The following is a 23,426-nucleotide window of genomic DNA, read 5'->3' on the forward strand; positions in this document are numbered from 1 at the left end:
AGACGCAGTCACTGCCAATGCTTGAGGATGACGTCATGAACACCAGCGATTTGCTTGAACAACTGCTGCGAGGCCAAGCCTCGGCGGGACAACAATCTTCAGCCTCCGCCGGTGATGGTTTGGGCGGCCTCGGTGGTTTGCTGGGCGGTCTTCTCGGTGGCGGTTCGGGCGCAGCCAGTGGCAGTGGATCCGCCGGTGGACTTGGCGGCTTGCTCGGTGGTTTGCTCGGCGGCGGTGCCGGTGGCGGGCTCGGCGGCGCATTGGGTGGGGCACTGGGCGGCGGTGGCAGCACGCAAGGTCGCTCCGGCGGCACCAACTACGCAGCGCTGGCATCGCTGGGGATGATGGCGTTCCAGGCGTATCAGGCCTGGCAGCGCAGTCAGGCCAGCGCGGCCCCGCAACAGGTCCCGCAAACGGCGAATCTGCTTGCCGGGCCGGAAGTCGAGGAGCACGGCCATGCTGTGTTGCGCGCGTTGATTGCGGCGGCCAAGGCTGACGGTGAGATCGACGACCGGGAACAACAGATGATCAGCGGGGAAATCAGCAAACACACCGACGACCCACAATTGCAGCGATGGTTTGACGACGAAGTCTCGAAACCGCTGGACGCCAACGAAGTCGCGCAGGCGGCCAAAGGCGATCCGGCCATGGCCGCTGAAATGTATCTGGTCAGCGTGATCCTCGTGGATGATCAGCATGACGCCGAGCGCAGTTATCTGGATGAACTGGCGGCAGCGTTGCAGATCGATCCTGAGTTGCAGGTGCATCTGGAACAGCAAGCCAAAGGTCAGGCTTGAAGTAATGTCAAAAAAATCATAGCCACCCGCAGCTCCGCCAAGGAGCTGCGTCGCCGTCCGTCCGGGCATTTTTCACGTCGATTGAATTTTTCGCAGGCGCTGCCTCTCTGCTGCTGTAGAGGCGTGTGGAACAGCGTCCTGCCAACCGACCGAGAATTTTGCCATGACTGTCCTGACACACCTGCAAGCCGGACCTGCCCAACCGCATGTAATGAACAGCGCCGGGAACATCCGGCAGGTCTATGAAGCGTTGTTGCGTGATGATAATTCCCCGGACCTCGCGCAGGCATTTTTGCAGGAGCAACTGCAACATGCCGCGCAACTGGCCGACTCTCTGCCCGAAGATCCCACGACCTGGCACGCCTGGGTGGCCGAACATTGCGCCGATGTCGCCCGGCAATACGCCGATTACCTGCAGCAGCGCAAGGCCGGCAGGCCTCGGCAATTCTTCCGTGGCAAGGCGCAGGCGCTGTATTTCCTGCAAGCGGTGGCACCGACCAAACTGGTCGATGGCGCTTGGCTCCACGGTCTGTTGCCGCGCTGGCAGGACCCGCGTTTCCAAGGCCTGCTGCGAACTTTTCTGGAAGAACTGGGCGAAGGCAATCCGGCGCAAAATCACGTGGTGATTTACCAGAAATTGCTCGCCGAGCACGATTTGCAGGATGGCAGCGCCATCGACGATGAGCGCTACCTGCAAGGTGCGATACAACTGGCCCTGGGTGTCTGTGGTGCTGATTGCTTGCCCGAGGTCATCGGCTACAACCTCGGCTATGAACAACTGCCGTTACACCTGTTGATCAGCAGTTACGAACTCAGTGAACTGGGGATCGATCCTTACTATTTCACCCTGCATGTGACCATCGACAATGCCAGCACCGGCCACGCGCAAAAAGCCGTGCAGGCGGCGCTCGATCTATTGCCCCTTGAGGCCGATCGCGGCGAGTTTCTGCGCCGGGTCGCGCTGGGTTATCGGCTCAACGACCTCGGGCAAGGCAGCCGCGCGATCATTGAAGGTTTCGATCTTGAGCAAGAGTTGCTGGCGATGCTTGAACGCAAGTGTCCATTCGGCCAGCACATGCACTCCGATTACTGCCGCTTCGAAGGGCAGACCGTCAATCAGTGGCTGGCTGCACCGGAACAATTGCCCGGTTTTCTTCAGGCACTGCAGAACAAAGGCTGGATCAAACGCCACGAAGACCCGCAGGCCAGCCGCTTTTGGCAGCTGATCGCGGGCGATGGTGCGGCGATGTTTGGCGTGTTCAATGTCTACGAAAAACAACTGGTGCACGACTGGATTGCTGGTGACTGGACGTCTTCGGATAAAACGAAACCCGCTCGGCGGCACAGTCAAACTGCAGCGCCCGTCGAAGGGCTTGAACAGGATCCCGACGTACAGGCGCTCAACGCCGCGCTGCAAGGTCAGGACGGCTTGGCGCAGATGGCAATTCTGATCCCCTGGCTCGCCCCGGCCCGTCATGCACACCCGGCCGGACTGCTCGCCACCCGGCGCTTTATCGAACTCAAATCCCGCTTGCCTTAAGGACACCGCCGATGAATCAGGAAGAACAATTCTGCCCCAACGACCTCGTGCTGCTGCACCTCGGCCGGCGCTTGTTGGCAGACGGTTATCGGTTCATCACCCCGACGCCGTTGACCCATCAACGGGTCAACCAGCGTGATGAGGGTCAGATGGCCGATTCTTTGCGCGATGTGTTCGGCTGGTCGCGTCCATTTGCGTCGGGGTTGTTGTCGGCCGATGAACAGCGGCAACTGCAAGACGCTCAGATCATTGACGCATACGAAGGTCACCTGAAGAGTCGGGTGCGCTGGTCAAGTCTGGATGATTTGCTCTTCGTGCATTCAGCATTCCCCACCGAGGCGGCCGACGCGGTTTTTTTCGGCCCCGACACTTACCGCTTTGCGCAACTGATCCACGCTCACCTTCAGCAAAATTTCGCGCCCATCCATCGCGCAATAGATATCGGCTGTGGGGCTGGCGTCGGTGCGATTCTGATCGGCCGCGCCCGTCGCGAGGCGCAAGTGCTGGCGCTGGACATCAACCCTGCGGCACTGCGTCTGACCGCGATCAATGCGGCACTGGCAGAGGTCGCTAACGTCGAAGCGCGCGCCAGTGATCTGTTGCAGGGTGTCGACGGTGAATTTGACCTGATCGTCGCCAACCCGCCGTACATGGCCGATCCGGCAGAGCGCGCCTATCGCCATGGGGGCGGCACGCTGGGGGCAGGGCTGTCGCTGCGCATCGTCGAGCAGGCACTGAATCGGCTGGCACCCGGCGGCTCGTTATTGCTCTACACCGGCGTGGCGATGGTCGATGGTCGCGATCCGTTTCTCGACACCGTGCTACCGCGACTCGATGAAGAACGCTTCGGCTGGACGTACCGCGAACTTGATCCGGATGTTTTCGGCGAAGAACTGCTCAACCCCGGCTATCAACGGGTTGACCGCATTGCAGTGGTGGCGCTGACCGTGACCCGAATGGGCTGAAACAAGGCAGGTGGACGATGAACAGGAACCTCGACGACTACAACCGCATGCGCGATTTTTCAGCGACCTCGGAGCCGGCCGCCGTCAAGCGCTCCGGGCGTAAAACCGCCACAGATCACGCGTTGCAGTTCTGCATCCAGAAGCACGACGCTTCGCACCTGCATTACGACTTTCGCCTGGAACTCGATGGCGCACTGAAAAGCTGGGCAGTGCCGAAGGGCCCGTCGCTCGATCCCAAGGTCAAGCGGCTGGCGGTGCATGTCGAGGATCATCCGCTGGATTACGCGACGTTCGAGGGCAGCATTCCCGAAGGGCATTACGGCGCTGGGGATGTGATCGTCTGGGATCGTGGCGTGTGGATTCCGCTGGAAGATCCGCACAAGGCCTACGAAAAGGGCAAGCTCAAGTTCGAGCTGCAAGGCGAGAAGCTCGGCGGCATCTGGAATCTGGTGCGCACGCACATGCCGGGCAAGAAAGAGCAGTGGTTTCTGATCAAGCATCAGGACAGCGCCGCACGGCCGCAGGATGACTACGACGTATTGGTGGCCGAACCGGACAGTGTCCTGAGCGAACGCACGCTAGTGAGCAAGCCGAAGTTGTCCGCCGAGCAAAGCAAACCGCTGAAGAAGCCCTCGGCCAAGACCAGCAAATCCGCGACCGGCAAGCTAACCGGTGCGCACAAGGCCAAACTGCCGACGCAACTCAAGCCGGAACTGGCCACGCTGGTCGACAGCGCGCCCGAGGGGCAATGGAGCTACGAGATCAAATTCGACGGCTACCGGATCATGGCGCGCATTGACCACGATCAGGTGCAGCTGTTCACCCGCAATGGACATGACTGGACGCACAAGTTGCCACAACAGGCCGCAGCTCTGGCGGCGCTGGGATTGGAATCGGCGTGGCTGGACGGGGAAATGGTCGTCGCCAACGAACAGGGCGTACCGGACTTTCAAGCCCTGCAAAATGCTTTCGAGGCCGGACGCAGCGGCAACATCCTTTATTACCTGTTTGATCTGCCGTATCTCAACGGTGTCGACCTGCGTGAAGTGCCGGTCGAGGAACGTCGCGCCGCGCTGGCCACGGTGCTCGGCAGTCATGAGCAACCTTTGTTGCGTTTCTCTGAAGCCTTCGATGAAACCCCGGACGCCCTGCTCAACAGCGCCTGCCAGATGCAGATGGAAGGCCTGATCGGCAAACGCCTTGGCTCTCCCTATGTATCGCGGCGCAGTGGCGACTGGATCAAGCTCAAGTGCAAGCATCGCCAGGAGTTCGTGATCGTTGGTTACACCGATCCGAAAGGTTCGCGCAGTGCGTTCGGTGCGTTATTGCTGGGGCTGCATGATCGCGACAGTGGCCAGTTGCGCTACGCCGGCAAGGTCGGCACTGGCTTCAACGAATCGACGTTGAAAAGCATCCTCGCGCAGCTCAAACCCTTGCAGGTGAAGAAAGCGGCGGTGGTCAATCCACCCAGCGGGTTCGAAGTCAAAGGCGTGCACTGGCTCAAGCCAAAACTGCTGGCGGAGGTTGCGTTTGCCGAAATGACCAAGGATGGCTCAGTGCGCCACGCTGTCTTCCATGGTTTGCGCGATGACAAACCGGCCAAGGACATCACTGAGGAGCGAGCGAAACCCGTGAAGACCGCAGAGAAGAAAACCGCCGCGAAAAAAACCACGAAAAAAGCGCCAGCGAACAATTCCGAGGCCGCGCCGTCGCAGCTCGGACTGGCCAACGGCAAGGTGCGCATCACCCACCCGGATCGGGTGATCGACGCGGTCAGCGGCACCACCAAGATGCAACTGGCCGAGTATTACGCCAGCGTCGCCGAATGGATCCTGCCGCAACTCAAGGATCGGCCAGTGGCGCTTGTACGCGCCCCGGACGGCATCGCCGGCGAGTTGTTCTTCCAGAAAAATGCCGAACGCCTGGCGATTCCCGGTATCACCACGCTGGACAAAGACGTCACCGGTCAACCGGTGATGCTGATCAACAACGCCGAAGCGCTGATCGGCGCGGTGCAGATGAGCACCGTTGAACTGCACACCTGGAACGCCACCACGGTCGATCTGGACAAGCCCGATCGCTTCGTCCTCGACCTCGACCCGGATCCGGCGCTGCCGTGGAAAAGCATGGTCGAAGCGACGGCACTGACATTGACCGTGCTCGATGAATTGGGATTGAAAGCGTTTCTTAAAACCAGCGGCGGCAAGGGTATTCACCTGGTCGTGCCGCTGACCCGCAAACTCGGCTGGGACGAAGTAAAGGACTTCAGCCACGCCATCGTCAGTCATATCGCCAAGCTTTTGCCGGACCGTTTTTCGGCGGTGTCCGGGCCGAAAAATCGCGTCGGGCGGATCTTTATCGACTATCTGCGCAACGGTCTGGGCGCCACCACCATTTGCGCCTATGCGGCGCGCACCCGCGAAGGTCTGCCGGTGTCGGTGCCGCTGTTTCGTGAGGAGGTTGCCGAGATCAAGGGTGGCAATCAGTGGAACGTGCACAACGTTCACCAGCGGCTGGCCGAGGTCGGTGACGAGCCGTGGGCCGACATGAAGAAAACCCGCCAGAGCATTACCGCCGAGATGCGCAAACGCGTGGGTCTGAAAAAGTGATCAGGTGTCGCGCAGCAAGTCGTGGGCGTTGAGCAGTTCGAAGGCGATTTCCGGGTGGTTTTCCAGTCCGCGGCGAATGGCCGCCGGAATCGCTGCGCGGGTCTTGCGGCACAGGCCCGGTAACTCGTCGATCTGAATGGCAATGCCGCGCATGGTGCGCACTTCGTTGAAACCGGGGGCGACGTCGACGCGAATCCCCAGTTGCTCGAACATTCGCTGTTGCAGATGTTTGAGATCATTCAGGTCTTTGAGCATTTCGAGGCGAGCGAGCAGGCGTTTTTCTTCCTCTCGGGTCAGGCGCAGGATGCGCAGATCCGCATCGGGCATTTCCATCAGCGGATCGCGCCCGCAATTGCAGGCGCCGGGCGGGCAGGGAGAGCGCAAGGGCAGAGGAGTCGTCATGGCCTCCATCATAGAGGCCGTCGGACAGTTTTGCCTATGCGCCGTCAGCGGCCATCCATCGGCTGCTTTATCCGTGACGGCTACTGATTCAGGCCTTCGTAATGCACCAGAATCGCGTTGGCCAGATCTTCATCGCTGGCGTTGATGCCAGGGTTGTTCTGGCGAACCTGTTGCAGTACCGATTCAAGATAAACCCCACGAATGGCCCCGCCACTGGCGACAAATGCAGACAAGTCGTCACGGGCCGGAATCACCATTTTGTGATCCTTGAAGGTCGAGTACAGCGACGCGGAGACACCGGCCGAGGTGGCGACATCACCCGCATCGACGCGGGCCAACGCCGAACCGACGGGCAGGCATAAGAGTAAAGAAGAAACGAGCACTAACTTGCGCATGACGGTGTTCCTCCACAAGCGCGAAGCAAAAAGGGAAGGACTACATAATGTGAGAGGGGCGCGGTGAGCGGGAGTTCCGCATGGCCGGAAAGTCTGCGTTATTGCAAGACAGACGCGGGCAACACCAGTGCGGGTTGCCCGGCCTTCAAACTGCGACGGCTCAGATCACCCCGCAGGCCATGCGATCACCGCCACCGCCCAACGGTTTGGGCATGTCGGCGTGGTTGTCGCCACCGGCGTGGATCATCAGGGCGTGACCTTTAATCTCGGAAATCTTTTTCAGACGCGGCGCCAGTACCGGATAGTTGGCGATGCCGTCAGCGGTCACGTAAACCGCCGGAAGATCACCCAGATGACCGTCGGCGTAAGGGCCGAGGTGCTTGCCGGTTTTTTGCGGATCGAAATGTCCGCCCGCGGCCAGTGCGGCGCCTTTCACGCCGTCCTTCATGCCGGCTTCACAGCTACCGTTTTCATGCACGTGGAAACCGTGCACGCCGGCCGGCAAGGATTTCAGGTCGGGCGTGAACAACAGGCCGTACGCGGTTTCACTGATGGTGACCGAGCCGATTGCCTGCGGCGCGCCGTCGGCGCTGACCAGATTGATGGCGACTTTCTCCGTCGCCGCGTGTGCGGTACCGATGGCGAAGGTGCCGAGCAAACCCAACCACAATGCGCGTTTCATAAGCGTTTCCTTTTGCTGCATGAGAATTCAAAACGACAGACTCAATAGCCTGCCGGCATTAACCGGTGATGAAGGCGTTGGCCGTGCGCGTTGAAAAGTGAGACTTACCGCGTAATCCGAAAGTTTTGTGGCATTCAGGCTTCGTGGCGACACCTGCTGACACGCTCTGGCCCGACAGACCTGCACAAATAGGCTTAACTGAAGGTCTGACGGGCGCTTGCGGCGCGTGGCCAAGGAGAAAACCAAGGTGTCGATCAAATTGCGTTTAGTGTTGCTGATTGTGACAAGTCTGCTGACGGCCGTGATCGTCAGTCTGGTCAGTTACGTCGGCAACCAGCGAATGGCGGCAGCGGTCAGCGATAACGCGGTCAGCATGAGCGCGCTGCGCAACCACATGGAAGCCGACATGATGCACGACGCCCTGCGCGCCGATGTCTATTCGGCCATGCTGGTCGGGCTGGGCAAAAGCACCAGCACGGCGACCGAGGTGCGCGATTCGATCAACGAGCATGCCGGGCATTTTCGTGAGGTACTTGAAGAGAACCTCAAACTGCCGATCAACCCGACATTGCGTACTGCGTTGGAACAGATCAAACCGAGCCTCGATACCTACATCAACGCGGGCGAACGGATCGTCGGATTGGCGCTGGACAATCCTGATGCCGCTCAACAGGAACTGGGCACGTTTAACACAGCGTTCAGTCAGCTCGAAGAGCAGATGGCCGCGCTCAGCGAGTTGATTGAAACCAATACACGGCAAACCAGCGCAGGCACCGAAGCGGCGATCCACAATGCCAACGTCGCGCTCGGCTTGGTGTTGCTCGCCAGCCTTGTACTGCTGTTGATTCAGGGGCGCTGGGTCATTCTGAGCATCATGGGGCCGTTGAAGACTGCCAGTCGCATCGCCGAAAGCATCGCCCACGGTAACCTCAGCGAGCCGATTGCCGAACCGTCCGGCAAGGACGAAGCCAGTGTCCTGATCCGCACGCTGGCGACCATGCAGCGCGATTTGCGCAACATGATCGATGTGGTGCGGCGCAATGCTCTCGGCGTCAGTGGCATGAGCGAGCAACTCAGCCACGGCTGCCATCAGGTCGCCGACAGCAGTCAGCAACAAAGCGTCGCCGCTGGCACCATGGCCGCCGCTGCCAGCCAGATGACCGCGAGCATCGAGGAAATCACCCGCCACGCCGAGCGCGCCTTGAGCATGGCCAGTCAGGCCGAAACCCTGGCGAAAGAGGGCGGTGGTGTAATTCATCAAGTGGTCAGCGACATGGACGATATCGCGCGCTCGGCGCAACAGTCGGCACAGGTGATCCGCACGCTGGATCAGGAATCCGAAGCCATCTTCAACATCATCCAGGTGATCAAGAGCATCGCCGACCAGACCAACCTGCTGGCGCTCAATGCTGCGATTGAAGCGGCTCGCGCTGGCGAGCAGGGCCGGGGTTTTGCCGTGGTGGCTGATGAAGTGCGCAGTCTGGCGGCGCGCACCAGCGCCTCAACCCAGGAAATAGCGGCGATGGTCGCGCGCATTCAACACAGCACTCGCGAGGCGGTCAGCAGCATGGAGGCAGGGGTTGCGCAGGTCGACAAGGGCATGGCGGTGACAGCGGATGTCGAGCGAGCCATCCGCGAAATCCTCGATGCCACGCTGAGCACGACACAACTGGTCAACGACATCACCCGCACGATTGGCGAGCAAAGCCACGCCAGCAACGAGATTGCCCATCAGGTGGAAATGATTGCCGGGATGTCCGAGGGCAACAGCCGGGTGATCGGGCAAACGGCCAATACCACCGATGAATTGTCGAGCCTGGCGGGTCAGTTGGCGCAGTCGGTGGATCGGTTTCGGTTGTAACCAGGAAGATTTGTATTGCCTGGGCTGCCGCCTTCGCGATCAGGCTCGCTCCCACCTTTGGAATGCGTTCCCTTGTGGGAGCGAGCCTGCTCGCGAAGAGGCCAGCCCAGTCAACATCCATTCAGGCCAGATAAATTTCAATCAGAACTTGAACGCCTGCCGCCCCACCAGCAGCCACTTGCCATCCTGCTTCTGCCAGATCTGAAAGTTCTCGATTTCGGTCGGTACAACCTCTGTACCCTTCAACGCCTGCGCGGAAAAGTGGTGGCGCACCAGTGCGGTATCGCCTGAGAGGGTGATGGTCTGCTTCTGCATCTCGAGGGTCTTGAAGGCGCTTCTGCCGGTTTCGATGTCGGCGATGAATTCCTTCTTGTCCTGAATCTTGCCACTGGAATGGCCGTAGGTCAGGTTGGGCGCGGTGAGCGCGTTCAGTTCGGCGATGTCCTTGTGCAGCATCGCCTGGGTCAGATGATCCACCGCTTGGGCGATGTCTTTTTCCGCCGGGGCAGACGCAGCCATCGCGTAACCGTTGAAGGCACAGAGAAAACCGATCAGCAGTCGGGTCTTGGTCATGGAGGTTGTTTCCTTGTTGTTATGAGTTGACGACTGATTCATCAGTCATCGTACAACCTAGCAGAAAATCTTTAATCAGGGCACTGCTTCAAAGCGCTGATCGTCGGGGGTCATGTTCAGCCTTCATCGGCCGATAGTGTCCTGAGCGGAAAAAGACTCTCAAGTCGGGAACAGACGCGCGGGTTTGCCCTGACGTGATATTCTTCGCGCCAACTTGGTTTGACCTTATTCAGTTTGCTTGCCTTTGGGCGGGCCGACGGAATCCCTGTCGCTCAAGTAGCTGAGCCAATAATGATAAGAAGTCAGTTCAGAAGGGACATTAACTGAGGTCGATGCAGCATGTCGGCCTTGTGTGCCCACCCGTCAAAATTGAAGTGTGCCGCAATCCCAGACGCTAGCCTGAGCGTCATCAAAGCGGATCGCATACAGATAACAGCGGCGGGCGGAAGGCGTTTTATCATAGGTGCAACAGATGTTTAAAAAAGTGAACACAGCCCTGCTGGGTCTGGCTTTGGCGATGGGGATGACATCCGCCAATGCTGACGAAGCAAAGAAAGTCGACGTTCTGCTGATCGGCGGCGGCATCATGAGCACCACCCTCGGTGTGTGGATCAATGAGCTGGAGCCAAGCTGGTCGATGGAAATGGTCGAGCGCCTCGACGGCGTCGCCCTCGAAAGCTCCAACGGCTGGAACAACGCCGGTACCGGTCACTCGGCACTTGCCGAGCTGAACTACACCCCGGAAGACGACAAAGGCAACGTAACGATCCCGAAAGCCGTCGAGATCAACGAAGCGTTCCAGGTCTCCCGTCAGTTCTGGGCCTGGCAGGTTCAGCAAGGCGTTCTGAAGAACCCTCGCTCGTTCATCAACACCACGCCGCACATGAGCTTCGTGTGGGGTGACGACAACATCAAGTTCCTGAAGAAGCGCTACGAGGCCCTGCAAGCGAGCCCGCTGTTCGCCGGCATGCAGTACTCCGAAGACCCGGCTGTGATCAAGAAGTGGGTTCCGCTGATGATGGAAGGGCGTGACCCGAACCAGAAAATCGCGGCCACCTGGAGCCCGCTGGGTACCGACATGAACTTCGGCGAAATCACCCGCCAGTTCGCCACGTACCTGCAGACCAAGCCTAACTTCGATCTGAAACTGTCGAGCGAAGTCCAGGACATCACCAAGAATGCCGATGGCACCTGGCGCGTCAGCTACAAAAACCTGAAAGACGGCACCAAAACCGAAACCGACGCCAAGTTCGTGTTCATCGGCGCCGGCGGCGGTGCACTGCATTTGCTGCAGAAGTCGGGCATTCCTGAAGCCAAGGAATACGCTGGCTTCCCGGTAGGCGGCTCGTTCCTGGTGACCGATAACCCGGCCATCGCTGAACAGCACCTGGCCAAGGCCTACGGTAAAGCGTCGGTTGGCGCACCACCGATGTCCGTTCCGCACCTGGACACCCGTGTCCTGGACGGCAAGCGCGTCATTCTGTTTGGCCCATTCGCGACCTTCAGCACCAAGTTCCTGAAGGAAGGTTCGTACCTGGACCTGCTGACCAGCACCACTACCCACAACATCTGGCCTATGACCAAGGTCGGCATCAAGGAATACCCGCTGGTCGAGTACCTTGCTGGCCAGCTGATGCTGTCGGATGAAGACCGCATGAACGCGCTGAAGGAATACTTCCCGAACGCCAAAGCCGAAGACTGGCGCCTGTGGCAAGCCGGCCAACGCGTGCAAATCATCAAGCGTGATGAAGCCGCTGGCGGCGTGCTGAAACTGGGCACCGAGATCGTTGCTGCACAAGATGGCTCCATCGCCGGCCTGCTGGGCGCATCGCCAGGCGCGTCGACCGCTGCCCCGATCATGCTGAGCGTGCTGCAGAAAGTCTTCAAAGACAAAGTCGCAACGCCTGAGTGGCAAACCAAGCTGCACCAGATCGTTCCAAGCTACGGCACTCAGTTGAACAGCGATCCAGCCAAAGTGGCTGCAGAGTGGGCGTACACCGCCAAGATCCTCGAACTGCCGACACCTCCAGTGATCGGTCAGGCTGCCGCTCTGGCTGCACCTGCCGCTGAAAAAGCTGAAGCTCCGAAAGAAAACGCTGCACGTGACATGGCGCTGTAACTAGACGCCTGACACACAAAGCCCACTGAACCGGCGACGGTCAGTGGGCTTTTTTGTGGCAAATAGTTTTGTAGGAGCTGTCGAGTGAAACGAGGTTGCGATCTGTTGATCTTGATCTTGCTTTTGAAAGATCAAGATCAAGATCAACAGATCGCAGCCTGCGGCAGCTCCTACAGGGATTTGGCTGATGCCAGATAAGCGCCGAGGCGCCGGCCCATTTCTTCGCCCAAGGCTTGCAGACCGCTGAGTGGCCGCACCATCACCTCGAACTCGACAATCTTGCCGTTCTCGTCAAAGCGAATCATATCGATGCCTTTCAGCTCCTTCGAACCCACCTTGGCGCTGAACTCAAGAATCACATTCAAGCCATCGGCAGTCGCTAGTTCGCGGTGGTAGGTGAAGTCTTCAAATACTTCAAACACGGTATTGAGGATCATCGACACTGCCGGCGCACCCGGGTAAGGCGTGTGCGCCATCGGCGAACGAAACACGGCTTGCGGATCAAGCAATGAGGGCAGGGCGCTCAAATTGCCGGTGCGGATCATTTCGTGCCATTGCTTCAGGGATTCAGCGACGTTGGCTTGCAGGTTCAGGTCAGTCATGTTCACTCCGCGATGTTGTTGGTCTTGTGGCGACCGCCATGACTCTAGATCAATCACGGTGAAAGGAAACCCTTGTGTGTCGACCTGAATATCGGTCCATGGCCAGTGCAGATCAGATGCGCATCTGATCCGTATTTTTTCGTCTTATCTGACGCTGTTACCGGCGCAGCTGAACGCTCAAAATGCCCCGGCAGTGCGGTCACTCTCGACAGTTCTTCATTCCGAAGCGTTCAGTGCACCGCAAACCCGGCATTGAGGAGAGCAACATGAACAAAATGGCGATTTTCCTGGGTGGCTTTCTGACACTGACCATTCTGATTGGCTTGCTCGCGACGATTTCTCCGGTCTGAGATCCGGCCACCGGATGATGTCGGGGGTGTTGCGTGCGAATCGTGTTTAAATGCCGCGCCTTCAAACCTCGAAATGGACATCACCCATGGCCGAACAGCGGATCCGTGCCCTCGCACTTTGCGTTTTTCATCACAATGGCAAAATTCTGGTCAACGAGTTTCGTGACCCGGTCAGCCAGCAAACCTGCTTTCGGCCTATTGGCGGCGGTATTGAATTTGGCGAGACCAGCGCCGAAGCGATCGTGCGCGAAGTGCAGGAGGAGTCAGGCCTGTCCATGACTGACGTGCGCCTGCTCGGCACACTCGAAAGCCTCTTCGTCTACAACGGCAAGCCGGGTCATGAAATCGTTCAGGTGTATGACGCGACGTTTGTCGACCGTGGCGTTTACGCGCACCCGCAGATCGAGGGTCATGAAAGCAACGGAGCTCCCTTCACCGCGCGCTGGCATGCCAGCTCAAGCTTCAGCGAGCAGGCGCCGTTGGTGCCCAAAGGCTTGTCCGATCTACTGAAGAACGCCGGATTGCTGGTTTGAGAACCGGCGAAAAAACCAGGTTTATCGGGCCGTCGGGGTGAAATTGGCAATCGCGGCCCGCATTATGTCAGTGTCTGTACTGGCCTCTTCGCGAGCAGGCTCGGGCCCACAATGATTGAGTGTGAACACACATTTTGTGATCGGCCGCAAAACCCTGTGGGAGCGAGCCAGCTCGCGATCGCGAATTGTCAGTCAGCGCTATTTCGGCGACGTTCGATGCCGTCTGGATTGCCCATGTCCAGCAATCTTCTTTCCAGCAGAATGTTCTCAAGCGCCTGACGCTCGATCGGCGCCATTTGGTGTGCGCGCTTTTTCAGCTCCAGCAGAATCGGGCTGGACCAGGCGCGATAGGTCTGTTCAATGTTGCGACGCGACGTCATCAGTCTCTCCTTGATCAAAAGCCCGGTGAAGCTGGCAGGGGCTCAATCCGATGAGGTATTAACCCTAGTCGACAAAGCCGTGGCGCGCGAATGCATACGTGCTGTGCAGGCACTGCGCAGGTTTGGACTTGGTCGGCACGATCAGAGGTCGCCGCGGTCGTACTCTTCACATGGGCGTATCACTTGTGGAGATCCAATGAGCCAGGAAGTCCTGACCACCGAAACCAACCGCCGCCAGTTGCAGCAGATCATCGCCGGGCTGTCCGACGGGGTGATTCTGCTGGAGCTGGATCAGAGCATTCTCTGGGCCAACGAAGCTGCGCTGTCCATGCACGGTGTCAGCCGGATCACCGATCTGGGCCACAATGCCGACGAATACGCCAAACAGTTCAACCTGCGCTATCGCAATAATCACTCGATCACCGCCGAAAACTACCCGATCAGCCGTGTTGCGCGCTGTGAAAGTTTCAATGACGTATTGATCGAAGTGTCGCCAGCTGACGATCCGGAGCGCATCTGGGTGCACAGCGTGCGCAGCATGATTCTCACAGATCGCGAAGGGCAGCCGGAGTCGCTGGTGCTGATCATGAGCGATGTCACTGACTGGGCCAACGCCGAGCAGCGTTTCGAAAAGACCTTCAACGCCAACCCGGCGCCGGCGGTGATCTGCCGTCTCAGCGACCTGCGTTACATCAAGGTCAATCCCGGGTTTCTGGAGATGACCGGCTACACCCGCGACCAGGTGATCGGCACTTCGGCCTATGAAATCGACATCTTCGAGCGGGCCGAGAAAAAGGATCTGGCGATCCAGCGTCTGCGCGACGTCGCGACCATTCCGCAAATGCAGGCCGAACTGCGCCTGCCCGATGGCGGCAGCAAGCAAGTGATCGTCGCCGGCCAGCCGCTGACGCTGAACGATGAGGATTGCATGCTGTTTTCCTTCGTCGACATGGAGCTGCGACACAAGGCGGAAGTGGCGTTGCGTCAGAGTGAGGAGCGTTTTGCCAAGGCGTTTCGCCTGACGCCAGTGCCCATCCTGATCTGCAGTGCCGACGAGCAGCAGGTGATTGACGTCAATCAGGCGTTCCTCGAAACCCTGGCCTATGACAGCGAAGACGTGCTCGGCAAAACCGTGACGCAGCTGGATTTCATTGATGACAGCGGTGCGCGCACGCGGTTGCTGGCTGCGTTGGCGAAAAACGGGCGAGTCGATCGGGTGGATGTGCGGGTGCGCAGGAAGGATGCGGATCTGCTCGAATGTGCGCTGTCCGCCGACACCGTGAATATTCAGGACACACCGTGTTATTTGCTGGTGTTGATGGACATCACCGAGCGCAAACGCACCGAGCTTGAGCTGGTGGCGGCGATTGAGGAAGTGATGAAAGATGCTTCGTGGTTCAGTCGGACGCTGATCGAAAAACTGGCCAATGTGAAGAAGGTCAATTCGCCGCAACTGCCCAGCGTGTCGTTCACTGATCTGACGGCGCGCGAGCGCGATGTGTTGGGGCTGATCTGTGAAGGGCTGGCGGACAAGGAGATCGCGGCGCGGCTGAAGCTGGCGCCAAATACTGTGCGTAATCATGTGGCCATGGTGTATTCCAAGCTGGATGTGCACAGTCGCAGTGAGGCGATTGTCTGGGCGCGGGAGCGTGGGTTGTTTTCTGGGGATTCGGGTGGCAAGGGTCAGCGATAGGGTGCAAATGCACTAGTGGGCCTGGTGCAATTTGAGGTGTTGGCGGGCGGCGGCTGTTCTTAGTCTGGTGGGGTGCGGTGCAAGCCTTTTGAGGTTTGTGGTCGCGTCCCTTCGAAGTGGCTAAAGGAACAACCGCAATGATGAATCTTGCGCAGTTGCGCGCGCAGCTCGAGCGCAGTTTTTCGCCGCTGGCGTGTGAGTGTCTGGTGGATGGTGATCATTCGCTGACCGTGAAGCTTTATCACCCGGTGTCGGGTCAGGTTGATCTGGTGATCAGTGGGTTGAAGCTTGATGCGTTGCGTACGCCTGAGTCGGTCGAGGCGTTGGTTGAAGAGTTGCGGTATGAGCTTGAGAGCAATTCTTTGCGTTCTTCTCGGGATCCGGATTTGGCTTAGGCCTTTGGGCTTGGGCTTGGGCTTGGGCTTGGCGGCCTTTGGGCCGACCATGCGCTTGGGGGTTGGGTGTATATCCGTTTCTGCGGGTGCTGCCGTTGACGGTTTCGCTTTTACAGCGAGTCCCTTTGGCAAACGCCCCAAAGGAACCAAAGGTCTTTGCCCTGACGTTCGGCCCGCTCGCTGGGGCTCGGGGTTCCTTCCTTCCGGGATTGATCCGGGGGCATCGCCTACGGTTTGCTTCGCTGCACCTCCTCTCGATGAATTTGGCTTCGCCAAACGGTCGCTGCGCTCCCACCCCCCGGATCAATCCCTCCACTCAGCCTGCCGACGGGCTTTAAGATCAAGAGCTGCAGCCGAGCTAACGCTCATCCTGTTGAGTGGTGAAAAGCAGACGCGATGCGTGTTCTGCTCTTGTGCTTCTGTAGGAGTGAGCCTGCTCGCGATGGCGGCCTGACAGCCGACCAATTTCCTTTAGATGCACAGGATCCCTGTGGGAGCTGGCCTGCCAGCGATAGCGGCCGACGAGCCGACCTGTCTTTTGCTGATGCATCCAGTTCAAGTGTAGGAGTGAGCCTGCTCGCGATGGCGGCCTGACAGCCGACCAATTTCCTTTAGATGCACAAGATCCCTGTGGGAGCTGGCCTGCCAGCGATAGCGGCCGACGAGCCGACCTGTCTTTTGCTGATGCATCCAGTTCAAGTGTAGGAGTGAGCCTGCTCGCGATGGCGGTCTGACGGCCGACCAATTTCCTTTAGATGCACATGATCCCTGTGGGAGCTGGCCTGCCAGCGATAGCGGCCGACGAGCCGACCTGTCTTTTGCTGATGCATCCAGCACAAGTGTAGGAGTGAGCCTGCTCGCGATGGCGGCCTGACAGCCGACCAATTTCCTTTAGATGCACAGGATCCCTGTGGGAGCTGGCCTGCCAGCGATAGCGGCCGACGAGCCGACCTGTCTTTTGCTGATGCATCCAGTTCAAGTGTAGGAGTGAGCCTGCTCGCGATGGCGGTCTGACGGCCGACCAATTTCCTTTAGATGCACAAGATCCCTGTGGGAGCTGGCCTGCCAGCGATAGCGGTCGACGAGCCGACCTGTCTTTTGCTGATGCATCCAGTTCAAGTGTAGGAGTGAGCCTGCTCGCGATGGCGGTCTGACGGCCGACCAATTTCCTTTAGATGCACAGGATCCCTGTGGGAGCGAGCTTGCTCGCGAAGAGGCCCTGGCCGGCAAAGCACATTTCAATTTGCCAGTTTTCTCGAATCCGAACGCAAAATCGACAGCCACTTCCTCCCGATCCGGCCGATTCACTGGCGCTTGCAGGGTGCTCGGCTATAAAGAATGAGTGGTCAGGTCTTCCGTGGTCGGTTGGGTCGCGGGAGTTGCTCTTCCATTCATCGCGGGTCGTCCTATGAACAATCTTGGGAAACGCGTGTTGCCGTTGGCTTTTTTTGTCGTTTTGCTGGCGGGTTGTTCCAGTCCTCCACCACCTGCGCCGGTAACACCGCCGCCACCGCCGGAGCGCACGTGTCAGGTGCTCGAAAACACCGAGGTCGCCGGTGACGTGTACGCCGACGGGCAGGTGACTCGCCACATCACCACCACCCGTTGCGTCACGCAGTAGCGTCGGCGGGGCGCAAGTCCCGCGTTGAGCGGATTGTGCTGGTGGCCGATCTGGTCGGTACGGCGGTGTTTGCCGTGGAAGGTGCCATTGCGGCGATGCGCAGTCAGCTCGATCTGCTTGGGGTGATGGTGATTGCGTTTATCGTCGCCCTCGGCGGCGGGGTTACCCGTGACTTGCTCATTGGTGCGACGCCACCCAATGCCGTGGCCGACTGGCGCTATCCGGCGCTGGCGTTTTTCATGGGCGGGTTGGCGTTTGTCTTTCATGAACAGGTGTTGGGCTGGTCCGGTTCAACCCTGATCGTGTTGGACGCAGCGGGGTTGGCGCTGTTTGCCGTGGCCGGTGCGCAGAAGGCGTTGAATTTCGGGATCACGCCGTTTGTGGCGATGCTGATGGGCACGATCACCGGCGTCGGTGGCGGGGTAATTCGCGACATTGTGCTGGCGCGGATACCGGTGGTGTTGCAGGTGGATTTGTATGCGAGTTCGGCGTTTGTCGGTGCGGCGGTGTTGATCACCGCCCGCAGGTTGGGCGTTTCACCGGTAGCGGCGGCGTTGCTGGCGGGGGCGGGGTGTCTGGTTTTGCGTTTGCTGTCAGTGCATTTCGGCTGGCAGCTACCGAAAGTCATTGCCTGATATATAAGCCTTGCAGTAGTGAGCCTGCTCGCGATAGCGGTCTATCAGTCAACATTTGTGTATCTGACACACCGTTATCGCGGGCAGGCTCACTCCTGCAGGGGGTTACGTATTTGCTTTGGGGATCAGGACAGGAACCCACCGTCCACATTCAGCGCGACGCCGGTGGTGTAGCTCGACGCATCGCTGGCCAGGTACAACACCGCACCGGCCATTTCACTCGGATCCGCCACACGCTTGAGCGGGATCTGCGTCAGCGCCTGCTTGAGGATCGCATCGTTCTTCACCAGTGCCGAGGCGAACTTGGTGTCGGTCAGGCCCGGCAGCAGGGCGTTGCAGCGGATGCCGAATTGCGCGCATTCCTTGGCAAACACCTTGGTCATGTTGATCACCGCCGCTTTTGTCACCGAGTAGATGCCCTGGAAGATCCCCGGCGAAATGCCGTTGATCGACGCGACGTTGATGATGCTGCCACCACCGTTTTCGCGCATCAGCTTGCCGGCTTCGACCGACATGAAGAAGTAGCCGCGAATGTTCACGTCGACAGTCTTCTGGAACGCGCTCAGATCGGTGTCCAGCACGTTGCAGAACTGTGGGTTGGTCGCGGCGTTATTGACCAGAATGTCGAGGCGGCCGAACTGTTCCTTGATGCCGGCAAACACTTGGGCAATCTGCTCCATTTCACCGATGTGGCAGGCCACTGCGGTGGCTTTGCCGCCGGCCGCGATGATCGCGTCGGCGACGTGCTGGCAGCCGTCGAGTTTGCGGCTCGAGACGATGACGTGGGCGCCTTGCTGGGCCAACAGTTTGGCGATGGCTTCACCGATGCCACGGCTGGCGCCGGAAACGAAAGCGATTTTACCGTCGAGGTCGAACAACTGAGTCTTGGACATAAGGGTTCCTGGGTGTGGGCCGTCAGAGGCTCGATTTCGCAATGACCTGCAAACTCATCTGCTCCAGCAGTTTGTTCATGTGAATGAACTGCGCGAAGCGTTTGTCCTGGGTTTGGCCATGGTAGAAGCGGTAGTAAATCTGCTGCACGATGCCGGCCAGGCGGAACAGGCCGTAGGTGTAGTAGAAGTCGAAATTGTCGATCTGGACGCCCGAACGTTCGGCATAGTAATCGACGAATTCACGGCGGGTGAGCATGCCCGGGGCGTGGCTCGGCTGGCGGCGCATCAGTTGCACCGGCGCCGGGTCATCCGCCTGAATCCAATAGGCGAGGGTGTTGCCCAGGTCCATCAGCGGATCGCCGAGGGTGGTCAGTTCCCAATCGAGCACGCCGATGATCTGCATCGGGTTGTTCGGGTCGAGGATGACGTTGTCGAAGCGATAATCGTTATGGACGATGCTCGAGGTCGGGTGGTCGGCCGGCATCTTGTCATTGAGCCAGGCTTTGACCTTTTCCCAGTGTGGCGCGTCGGGCGTCAGGGCCTTCTCGTAACGCTCGCTCCAGCCTTTGATCTGGCGCGCGACATAGCCTTCCGGTTTGCCCAGGTCGCCGAGGCCGCAGGCGTTGTAATCGACGCGGTGCAGTTCGACGAAACGGTCGATGAAGCTTTTGCACAAGGCTTCGGTTTTCGCAGAATCGAGGCCCAGTTCCGGTGGCAGCTCCGAGCGCAGGATGATCCCCTTGACCCGTTCCATGACGTAGAACTCGGCGCCGATCACCGATTCGTCGGTGCAATGCACGTAGGCTTTCGGGCAATACGGAAAGCCGTCGCGCAATTGATTGAGGATGCGGAATTCACGGCCCATGTCGTGGGCAGATTTGGCCTTGTGGCCGAACGGCGGACGGCGCAGGACGAATTCCTGTTCCGGGTATTCCAGCAGGTAGGTCAGGTTCGACGCACCGCCGGGAAACTGGCTGATCGCAGGTGTGCCGCTCAGGCCCGGAATATGTGCCTTGAGGTACGGATCGATCAGGCTGGCATCGAGTTCTTCGCCAGAGCGGATACGGGTGGACTGGTCAGTAAGCGCCATGCTTATCCCTTCTGCTTATTTTGGAGGCCAGACATCATTGGCTAATCTAATGGCGCGCCCGATTGCTCACAAGCGCGGGCCGGTCTTATAGGTTAGCGTGTTGCCGGATAATCAGCGTTCCGAATAAGCGCAGAAGCCCCATGCACAAGCCGCCGCAGGCTGGGGCGTGTCTGCAGCAGTCGGATGTTGGTCAGTGCACGCGCTGGTTGTTGAGTTTCGGTGGAAGTGCGATGGGCGTCAGCACCGGTTCGCCCGAGAAGAATGCCACAAGGTTCTTGCCCACCAGTTCCACCGTACCTTGCGTCGCTTCCGGTGACAGCCCCGCGACGTGGGGCGTCAGCAGCACGTTGCTCAGGGTTTTCAACGTATCCGGCACTTGCGGCTCGTGGTCGAATACATCCAGTGCGGCGCCGGCAATCCGGCGTTGTTCAAGGGCCGTGATCAGATCGGCCGTGGCGATGACGCTGGCGCGGGCAATGTTGACGATGAAACCTTTCGGCCCGAGCGCATCGAGTACCGGGCGGGTGACCAGATGCTGTGTGCCGATGCCTCCGGGCGTGGCGACAATCAAAAAGTCCGAGGCCCGCGCCAGTTCTGTCGGCGTGGAGCAGAACGCGTAAGGCACATCGCTGCGCACCTGGCGGCTGTGGTAGCTGATTTCCATGTCGAAGCCGAGGTTGGCGCGTTTGGCGATCGCCATGCCCACGGCGCCCAGGCCGAGAATGCCCAGGCGTTTGCCGGCCAGCGACGGACGCATGATTTTCGGCCATTCACCGCGGCGTACCGCAGCGTCGCAACGCGGAATATCCCGCACCAGCGCCAGCAGCATCGCCATTGCATGGTCGGCCACCGACGAAGCGTTGACCCCGGCACCATTGGTGACGGTGATACCACGGTTGCTGGCGGCCTGCAGGTCGACGTGCTCGTACCCGGCGCCGATGACGGTGATGATTTTCAGCGCGGGCAGGGCGGCGATTTCATCGGCGGTCAGGCCCAGCGGGCCACGGGTCAGCACCGCGTCGATACGGCTGCCGTGGGTGGCGATGGCTTGCGCACGTTCGGCGGGCGTGGGGGCGAGGATCAGGTGAAAGCCCTGGTGTTCGAGAATGGGCAAGTAGTCATTGATGGTTTCAACCAGTACCAGAACGGTTGCGGGCATTGCGCGGCTCCTGTGATCGGCGGCGGGTAGATCGCGAAAGTCGTTTCAGAGTGCTGAATCCGCAGCGGCTTGGCAATCGTTGTCATTCACGCGGTGGTGCTTTGATTCTGGACGGCTTCGGGCAAGAAGCAAGGGTAGGCAGCACACCGGTGATCCGGTGTGCTGTTGGCATCATTGGGCCGCTTGGGCTTTGGCTTGTTCAGCCATCGCAAGCGGCTTGATATCGTAGGTCGGATAAAACTCGGTACGGTAACTGCCCCATGCGGTGCTCTCCAGCGCAAGGTTGACTTCCGCCAGACGCGAGACAGGAAAGCGCACGGTAACGACCTGGCCGATACCCATCATGATGTTCCAGCTCACCACCTCGACACCGGCCGGGGGAAATGTTTTATGGAAACCCTGCTGCGCGAGCTGGGCCTTGAGTTCACTTAACGGTCGGGTTTGATCATGTTTCAGAAATACGGTCAGCATCATCGCGTTGTCGGCAGTGGCGACGGCATTTTTTGCGGGCTGGTTGGCGGCTTGCGCGCTGACCCCGGCACAATAGACGGAAGAAATCAGTAACGTCGACATCAGCAGGCTTTTAAGTGACTTTTGCATATTGAACTCCTGGTTTTATTGTTTGATCGCGGACTTGGTTTCTATCGTCCCGGTATAGGGCGCGTGAACGACATGAATGCGAACCAGGGGGTTGTTGTCGATCATGTCGCGGGGTACTTCCCGAGAATAAGTAAACTCACGGTTGTTCAAAGTTTCCAGACGCCTGACAAATATTTTGGTCGGGCCGATATCCGGCACAAGAATGTGCTGTTGCTGATCGCCGGTGACAAAGAAATAACCGCCACCACCATTGTTGTACTTTGACTCGCCTGTGTCGGTGTAAAAGAACTCATATCGATTGCGCTCGGGATCCCACGTCGATATGCCTACGACGCCGGGGTACTTCGCCTTGACGTCGGTTTCAGGGGCGCCGTCGATATAGACCTTGGTGGTCAGCCATCGCGGCGAAGAAGCCAGCTCGCGGACATCGGCGTTGGCGTTGGCGAACGGTGCAAGCAGTGCGGCCAACAACAGGCCGGTCATCATGTTCTTTTGCATGCTGTTTCCTCTTGATCACACTTTAATTATCAGTCTTCGAGTTCGGGCGATAAAAATATAGACCAGCCATTGAATGATGTTCAATGGCTGGGTAGTCGCTTGTAACAAATGGCTGGCATTCGATTTTAAGTAATATTTTGTTGTAAGTTTTTTTGGATGTTTAATGTGTAGGATTGTTCTGAAAGGTTATTGGTTGATTCATTTATTTGTCGCGTTTTCTGTGGTTGACGTCGCTGACGCCATTAACTAATTACACGATGCTGCAGGACAAGTAATGCCGTAAAAAATGTCTGGTTGACGCAACCGCAGCAAGTGAAGTTGCGTCAATTTCGGGACGCTTCCTTAGAACCTCACGTCAGCGCTGTCGATTAACTGTGCGAAAGCGGCGCCGAGGGTTGCGTTGTGATGGTTGATGATCATTTCGGCCGATAGCGCAGCGGTGTCCATGCAAGTGTGGGCGTCACTGACCAGCAGTGGTCTGAAGCCCAGATCGGCAGCGCTGCGACAGGTGCTGTCGATGCAAAACTGGCTTTTCATGCCGACTACATAGAGGTCTTCTACCTGTGCGGCTTTGAGTTGCTGCGCAAGGTCAGTGCCATGGAAAGCATTGGGGCGGGATTTGTCGAAGAGAGTGTCTATCTCGGCGTCCAATTCAAGCGCTGGCAGCAATTGCCAGAATGGACTGCCGGCGGCAATCGGTGAGCCGTCCGGGCCGGTGTGGCGCACGGCGAAGATTGGCACTTGATTCACGCGGGCCTGAGCGACCAGGCGCTGGATGTTGGCCAGAACCCGTTCGCCTTGGTAAGGTTTTTCCGGGCCGTGGAACAGGCCAACCTGCATATCGATGATCAACAGTGCTGCGGGCATGGTGCTTCTCCTTGAGTGCTGCAGATGCCGCACGGACGGGAGAAACAACAAGGCCCCGTCCATTGCTGGCGGGGCCTCGGGTTTGCTGCGCTGAGGTTACCTCACGCACAAACACCACGCCCCGCCGGTGGCGGTCGTGGTGGTGTGGGTGAGTTGCAGCGCGCGAA

At 58.9% G+C, this 23,426-nt stretch carries 23 protein-coding genes and 1 pseudogene; 12 read left to right on the plus strand and 12 right to left on the minus strand.

What is annotated here, in order from left to right; translation table 11 throughout:
* The first annotated feature begins 35 nt into the window (after positions 1-35).
* From ACZ0A4_RS05970 to ligD, 4 genes are all read left to right on the plus strand, one after another.
* Complete coding sequence (locus ACZ0A4_RS05970; protein ID WP_463573557.1) at positions 36-797, plus strand: tellurite resistance TerB family protein; 762 nt, start codon at positions 36-38, stop codon at positions 795-797.
* 163 nt (positions 798-960) lie between these two features.
* Positions 961-2,337, plus strand: coding sequence for an iron-containing redox enzyme family protein (locus ACZ0A4_RS05975; RefSeq protein ID WP_463573559.1), 1,377 nt, complete (start codon positions 961-963; stop codon positions 2,335-2,337).
* 11 nt (positions 2,338-2,348) lie between these two features.
* Complete coding sequence (locus tag ACZ0A4_RS05980) at positions 2,349-3,302, plus strand: methyltransferase (RefSeq protein WP_463573560.1); 954 nt, start codon at positions 2,349-2,351, stop codon at positions 3,300-3,302.
* 17 nt (positions 3,303-3,319) lie between these two features.
* Positions 3,320-5,911 (plus strand): DNA ligase D, encoded by a 2,592-nt coding sequence (gene ligD / locus ACZ0A4_RS05985; RefSeq protein WP_463573561.1) that lies wholly within the window; start codon positions 3,320-3,322, stop codon positions 5,909-5,911.
* On the opposite strand, the gene ACZ0A4_RS05990 is transcribed toward ligD, so the two are convergent.
* The 3 genes from ACZ0A4_RS05990 to sodC all read right to left on the minus strand — a co-directional run bounded on the left by ACZ0A4_RS05990 (position 5,912) and on the right by sodC (position 7,390).
* On the minus strand, positions 5,912-6,313 hold the full coding sequence (locus ACZ0A4_RS05990) for a hypothetical protein (RefSeq protein WP_463573562.1): 402 nt from the start codon (positions 6,311-6,313) through the stop codon (positions 5,912-5,914).
* An 80-nt stretch (positions 6,314-6,393) separates the two neighbouring features.
* Complete coding sequence (locus ACZ0A4_RS05995) at positions 6,394-6,708, minus strand: DUF2388 domain-containing protein (protein ID WP_077572201.1); 315 nt, start codon at positions 6,706-6,708, stop codon at positions 6,394-6,396.
* 160 nt (positions 6,709-6,868) lie between these two features.
* Positions 6,869-7,390 carry a superoxide dismutase [Cu-Zn] SodC gene (gene sodC / locus ACZ0A4_RS06000; RefSeq protein ID WP_463573563.1) on the minus strand — a complete coding sequence of 174 codons (522 nt, stop codon included), beginning with the start codon at positions 7,388-7,390 and terminating at the stop codon, positions 6,869-6,871.
* Positions 7,391-7,637: 247 nt separating this feature from the next.
* Here sodC and ACZ0A4_RS06005 point away from each other — a divergent pair.
* A pseudogene (locus tag ACZ0A4_RS06005) lies at positions 7,638-8,393 on the plus strand (MCP four helix bundle domain-containing protein); the annotation flags it as partial.
* A 132-nt stretch (positions 8,394-8,525) separates the two neighbouring features.
* Positions 8,526-9,251 carry a methyl-accepting chemotaxis protein gene (locus ACZ0A4_RS06010; protein WP_463577494.1) on the plus strand — a complete coding sequence of 242 codons (726 nt, stop codon included), beginning with the start codon at positions 8,526-8,528 and terminating at the stop codon, positions 9,249-9,251.
* Positions 9,252-9,392: 141 nt separating this feature from the next.
* Here the strand turns inward: ACZ0A4_RS06010 and ACZ0A4_RS06015 are convergent, their stop codons facing one another.
* Positions 9,393-9,824 (minus strand): nuclear transport factor 2 family protein, encoded by a 432-nt coding sequence (locus tag ACZ0A4_RS06015; RefSeq protein ID WP_463573564.1) that lies wholly within the window; start codon positions 9,822-9,824, stop codon positions 9,393-9,395.
* 472 nt (positions 9,825-10,296) lie between these two features.
* Here ACZ0A4_RS06015 and mqo point away from each other — a divergent pair, with 472 nt between their 5' ends.
* Positions 10,297-11,943, plus strand: a complete 1,647-nt coding sequence (gene mqo / locus ACZ0A4_RS06020; protein ID WP_463573565.1) for a malate dehydrogenase (quinone) — start codon at positions 10,297-10,299, stop codon at positions 11,941-11,943.
* Positions 11,944-12,113: 170 nt separating this feature from the next.
* On the opposite strand, the gene ACZ0A4_RS06025 is transcribed toward mqo, so the two are convergent.
* Entirely contained in the window at positions 12,114-12,545 is a 432-nt protein-coding gene (locus ACZ0A4_RS06025) for a nuclear transport factor 2 family protein (protein ID WP_463573567.1), read from the minus strand.
* Between the two features lie 436 nt (positions 12,546-12,981).
* Here ACZ0A4_RS06025 and ACZ0A4_RS06030 point away from each other — a divergent pair, with 436 nt between their 5' ends.
* Positions 12,982-13,428: an NUDIX hydrolase gene (locus ACZ0A4_RS06030; RefSeq protein ID WP_463573568.1), complete on the plus strand. Its 447-nt coding sequence runs from the start codon at positions 12,982-12,984 to the stop codon at positions 13,426-13,428.
* A gap of 188 nt (positions 13,429-13,616) precedes the next feature.
* On the opposite strand, the gene ACZ0A4_RS06035 is transcribed toward ACZ0A4_RS06030, so the two are convergent.
* Entirely contained in the window at positions 13,617-13,808 is a 192-nt protein-coding gene (locus ACZ0A4_RS06035) for a hypothetical protein (RefSeq protein WP_141129804.1), read from the minus strand.
* Positions 13,809-14,004: 196 nt separating this feature from the next.
* Between ACZ0A4_RS06035 and ACZ0A4_RS06040 the strand changes: the two genes are divergently transcribed.
* The 4 genes from ACZ0A4_RS06040 to ACZ0A4_RS06055 all read left to right on the plus strand — a co-directional run bounded on the left by ACZ0A4_RS06040 (position 14,005) and on the right by ACZ0A4_RS06055 (position 18,152).
* Entirely contained in the window at positions 14,005-15,501 is a 1,497-nt protein-coding gene (locus ACZ0A4_RS06040; protein ID WP_463573570.1) for a helix-turn-helix transcriptional regulator, read from the plus strand.
* 137 nt (positions 15,502-15,638) lie between these two features.
* Entirely contained in the window at positions 15,639-15,896 is a 258-nt protein-coding gene (locus ACZ0A4_RS06045) for a DUF1652 domain-containing protein (protein WP_141129802.1), read from the plus strand.
* Between the two features lie 1,408 nt (positions 15,897-17,304).
* Positions 17,305-17,517 (plus strand): hypothetical protein, encoded by a 213-nt coding sequence (locus ACZ0A4_RS06050; protein ID WP_463573572.1) that lies wholly within the window; start codon positions 17,305-17,307, stop codon positions 17,515-17,517.
* A complete protein-coding gene (locus ACZ0A4_RS06055; RefSeq protein WP_463573573.1) occupies positions 17,502-18,152 on the plus strand; it encodes a trimeric intracellular cation channel family protein in 651 nt (216 codons plus the stop codon). The genes ACZ0A4_RS06050 and ACZ0A4_RS06055 overlap by 16 nt, the downstream gene beginning before the upstream one ends.
* Positions 18,153-18,277: 125 nt before the next feature.
* On the opposite strand, the gene ACZ0A4_RS06060 is transcribed toward ACZ0A4_RS06055, so the two are convergent.
* From ACZ0A4_RS06060 to ACZ0A4_RS06085, 6 genes are all read right to left on the minus strand, one after another.
* Entirely contained in the window at positions 18,278-19,045 is a 768-nt protein-coding gene (locus tag ACZ0A4_RS06060; protein ID WP_016985259.1) for an SDR family oxidoreductase, read from the minus strand.
* Positions 19,046-19,067: 22 nt separating this feature from the next.
* Positions 19,068-20,135 (minus strand): phosphotransferase family protein, encoded by a 1,068-nt coding sequence (locus tag ACZ0A4_RS06065; protein WP_463573574.1) that lies wholly within the window; start codon positions 20,133-20,135, stop codon positions 19,068-19,070.
* A gap of 190 nt (positions 20,136-20,325) precedes the next feature.
* A complete protein-coding gene (locus tag ACZ0A4_RS06070; RefSeq protein WP_463573575.1) occupies positions 20,326-21,294 on the minus strand; it encodes a 2-hydroxyacid dehydrogenase in 969 nt (322 codons plus the stop codon).
* A gap of 171 nt (positions 21,295-21,465) precedes the next feature.
* Entirely contained in the window at positions 21,466-21,894 is a 429-nt protein-coding gene (locus tag ACZ0A4_RS06075; protein ID WP_141127698.1) for a hypothetical protein, read from the minus strand.
* Positions 21,895-21,909: 15 nt separating this feature from the next.
* Entirely contained in the window at positions 21,910-22,392 is a 483-nt protein-coding gene (locus ACZ0A4_RS06080; protein WP_463573576.1) for a DUF4822 domain-containing protein, read from the minus strand.
* 342 nt (positions 22,393-22,734) lie between these two features.
* Positions 22,735-23,259 (minus strand): cysteine hydrolase family protein, encoded by a 525-nt coding sequence (locus ACZ0A4_RS06085; RefSeq protein ID WP_463573578.1) that lies wholly within the window; start codon positions 23,257-23,259, stop codon positions 22,735-22,737.
* Positions 23,260-23,426: the final 167 nt, after the last annotated feature.

It is taken from the genome of Pseudomonas sp. AC172 (assembly GCF_979258595.1).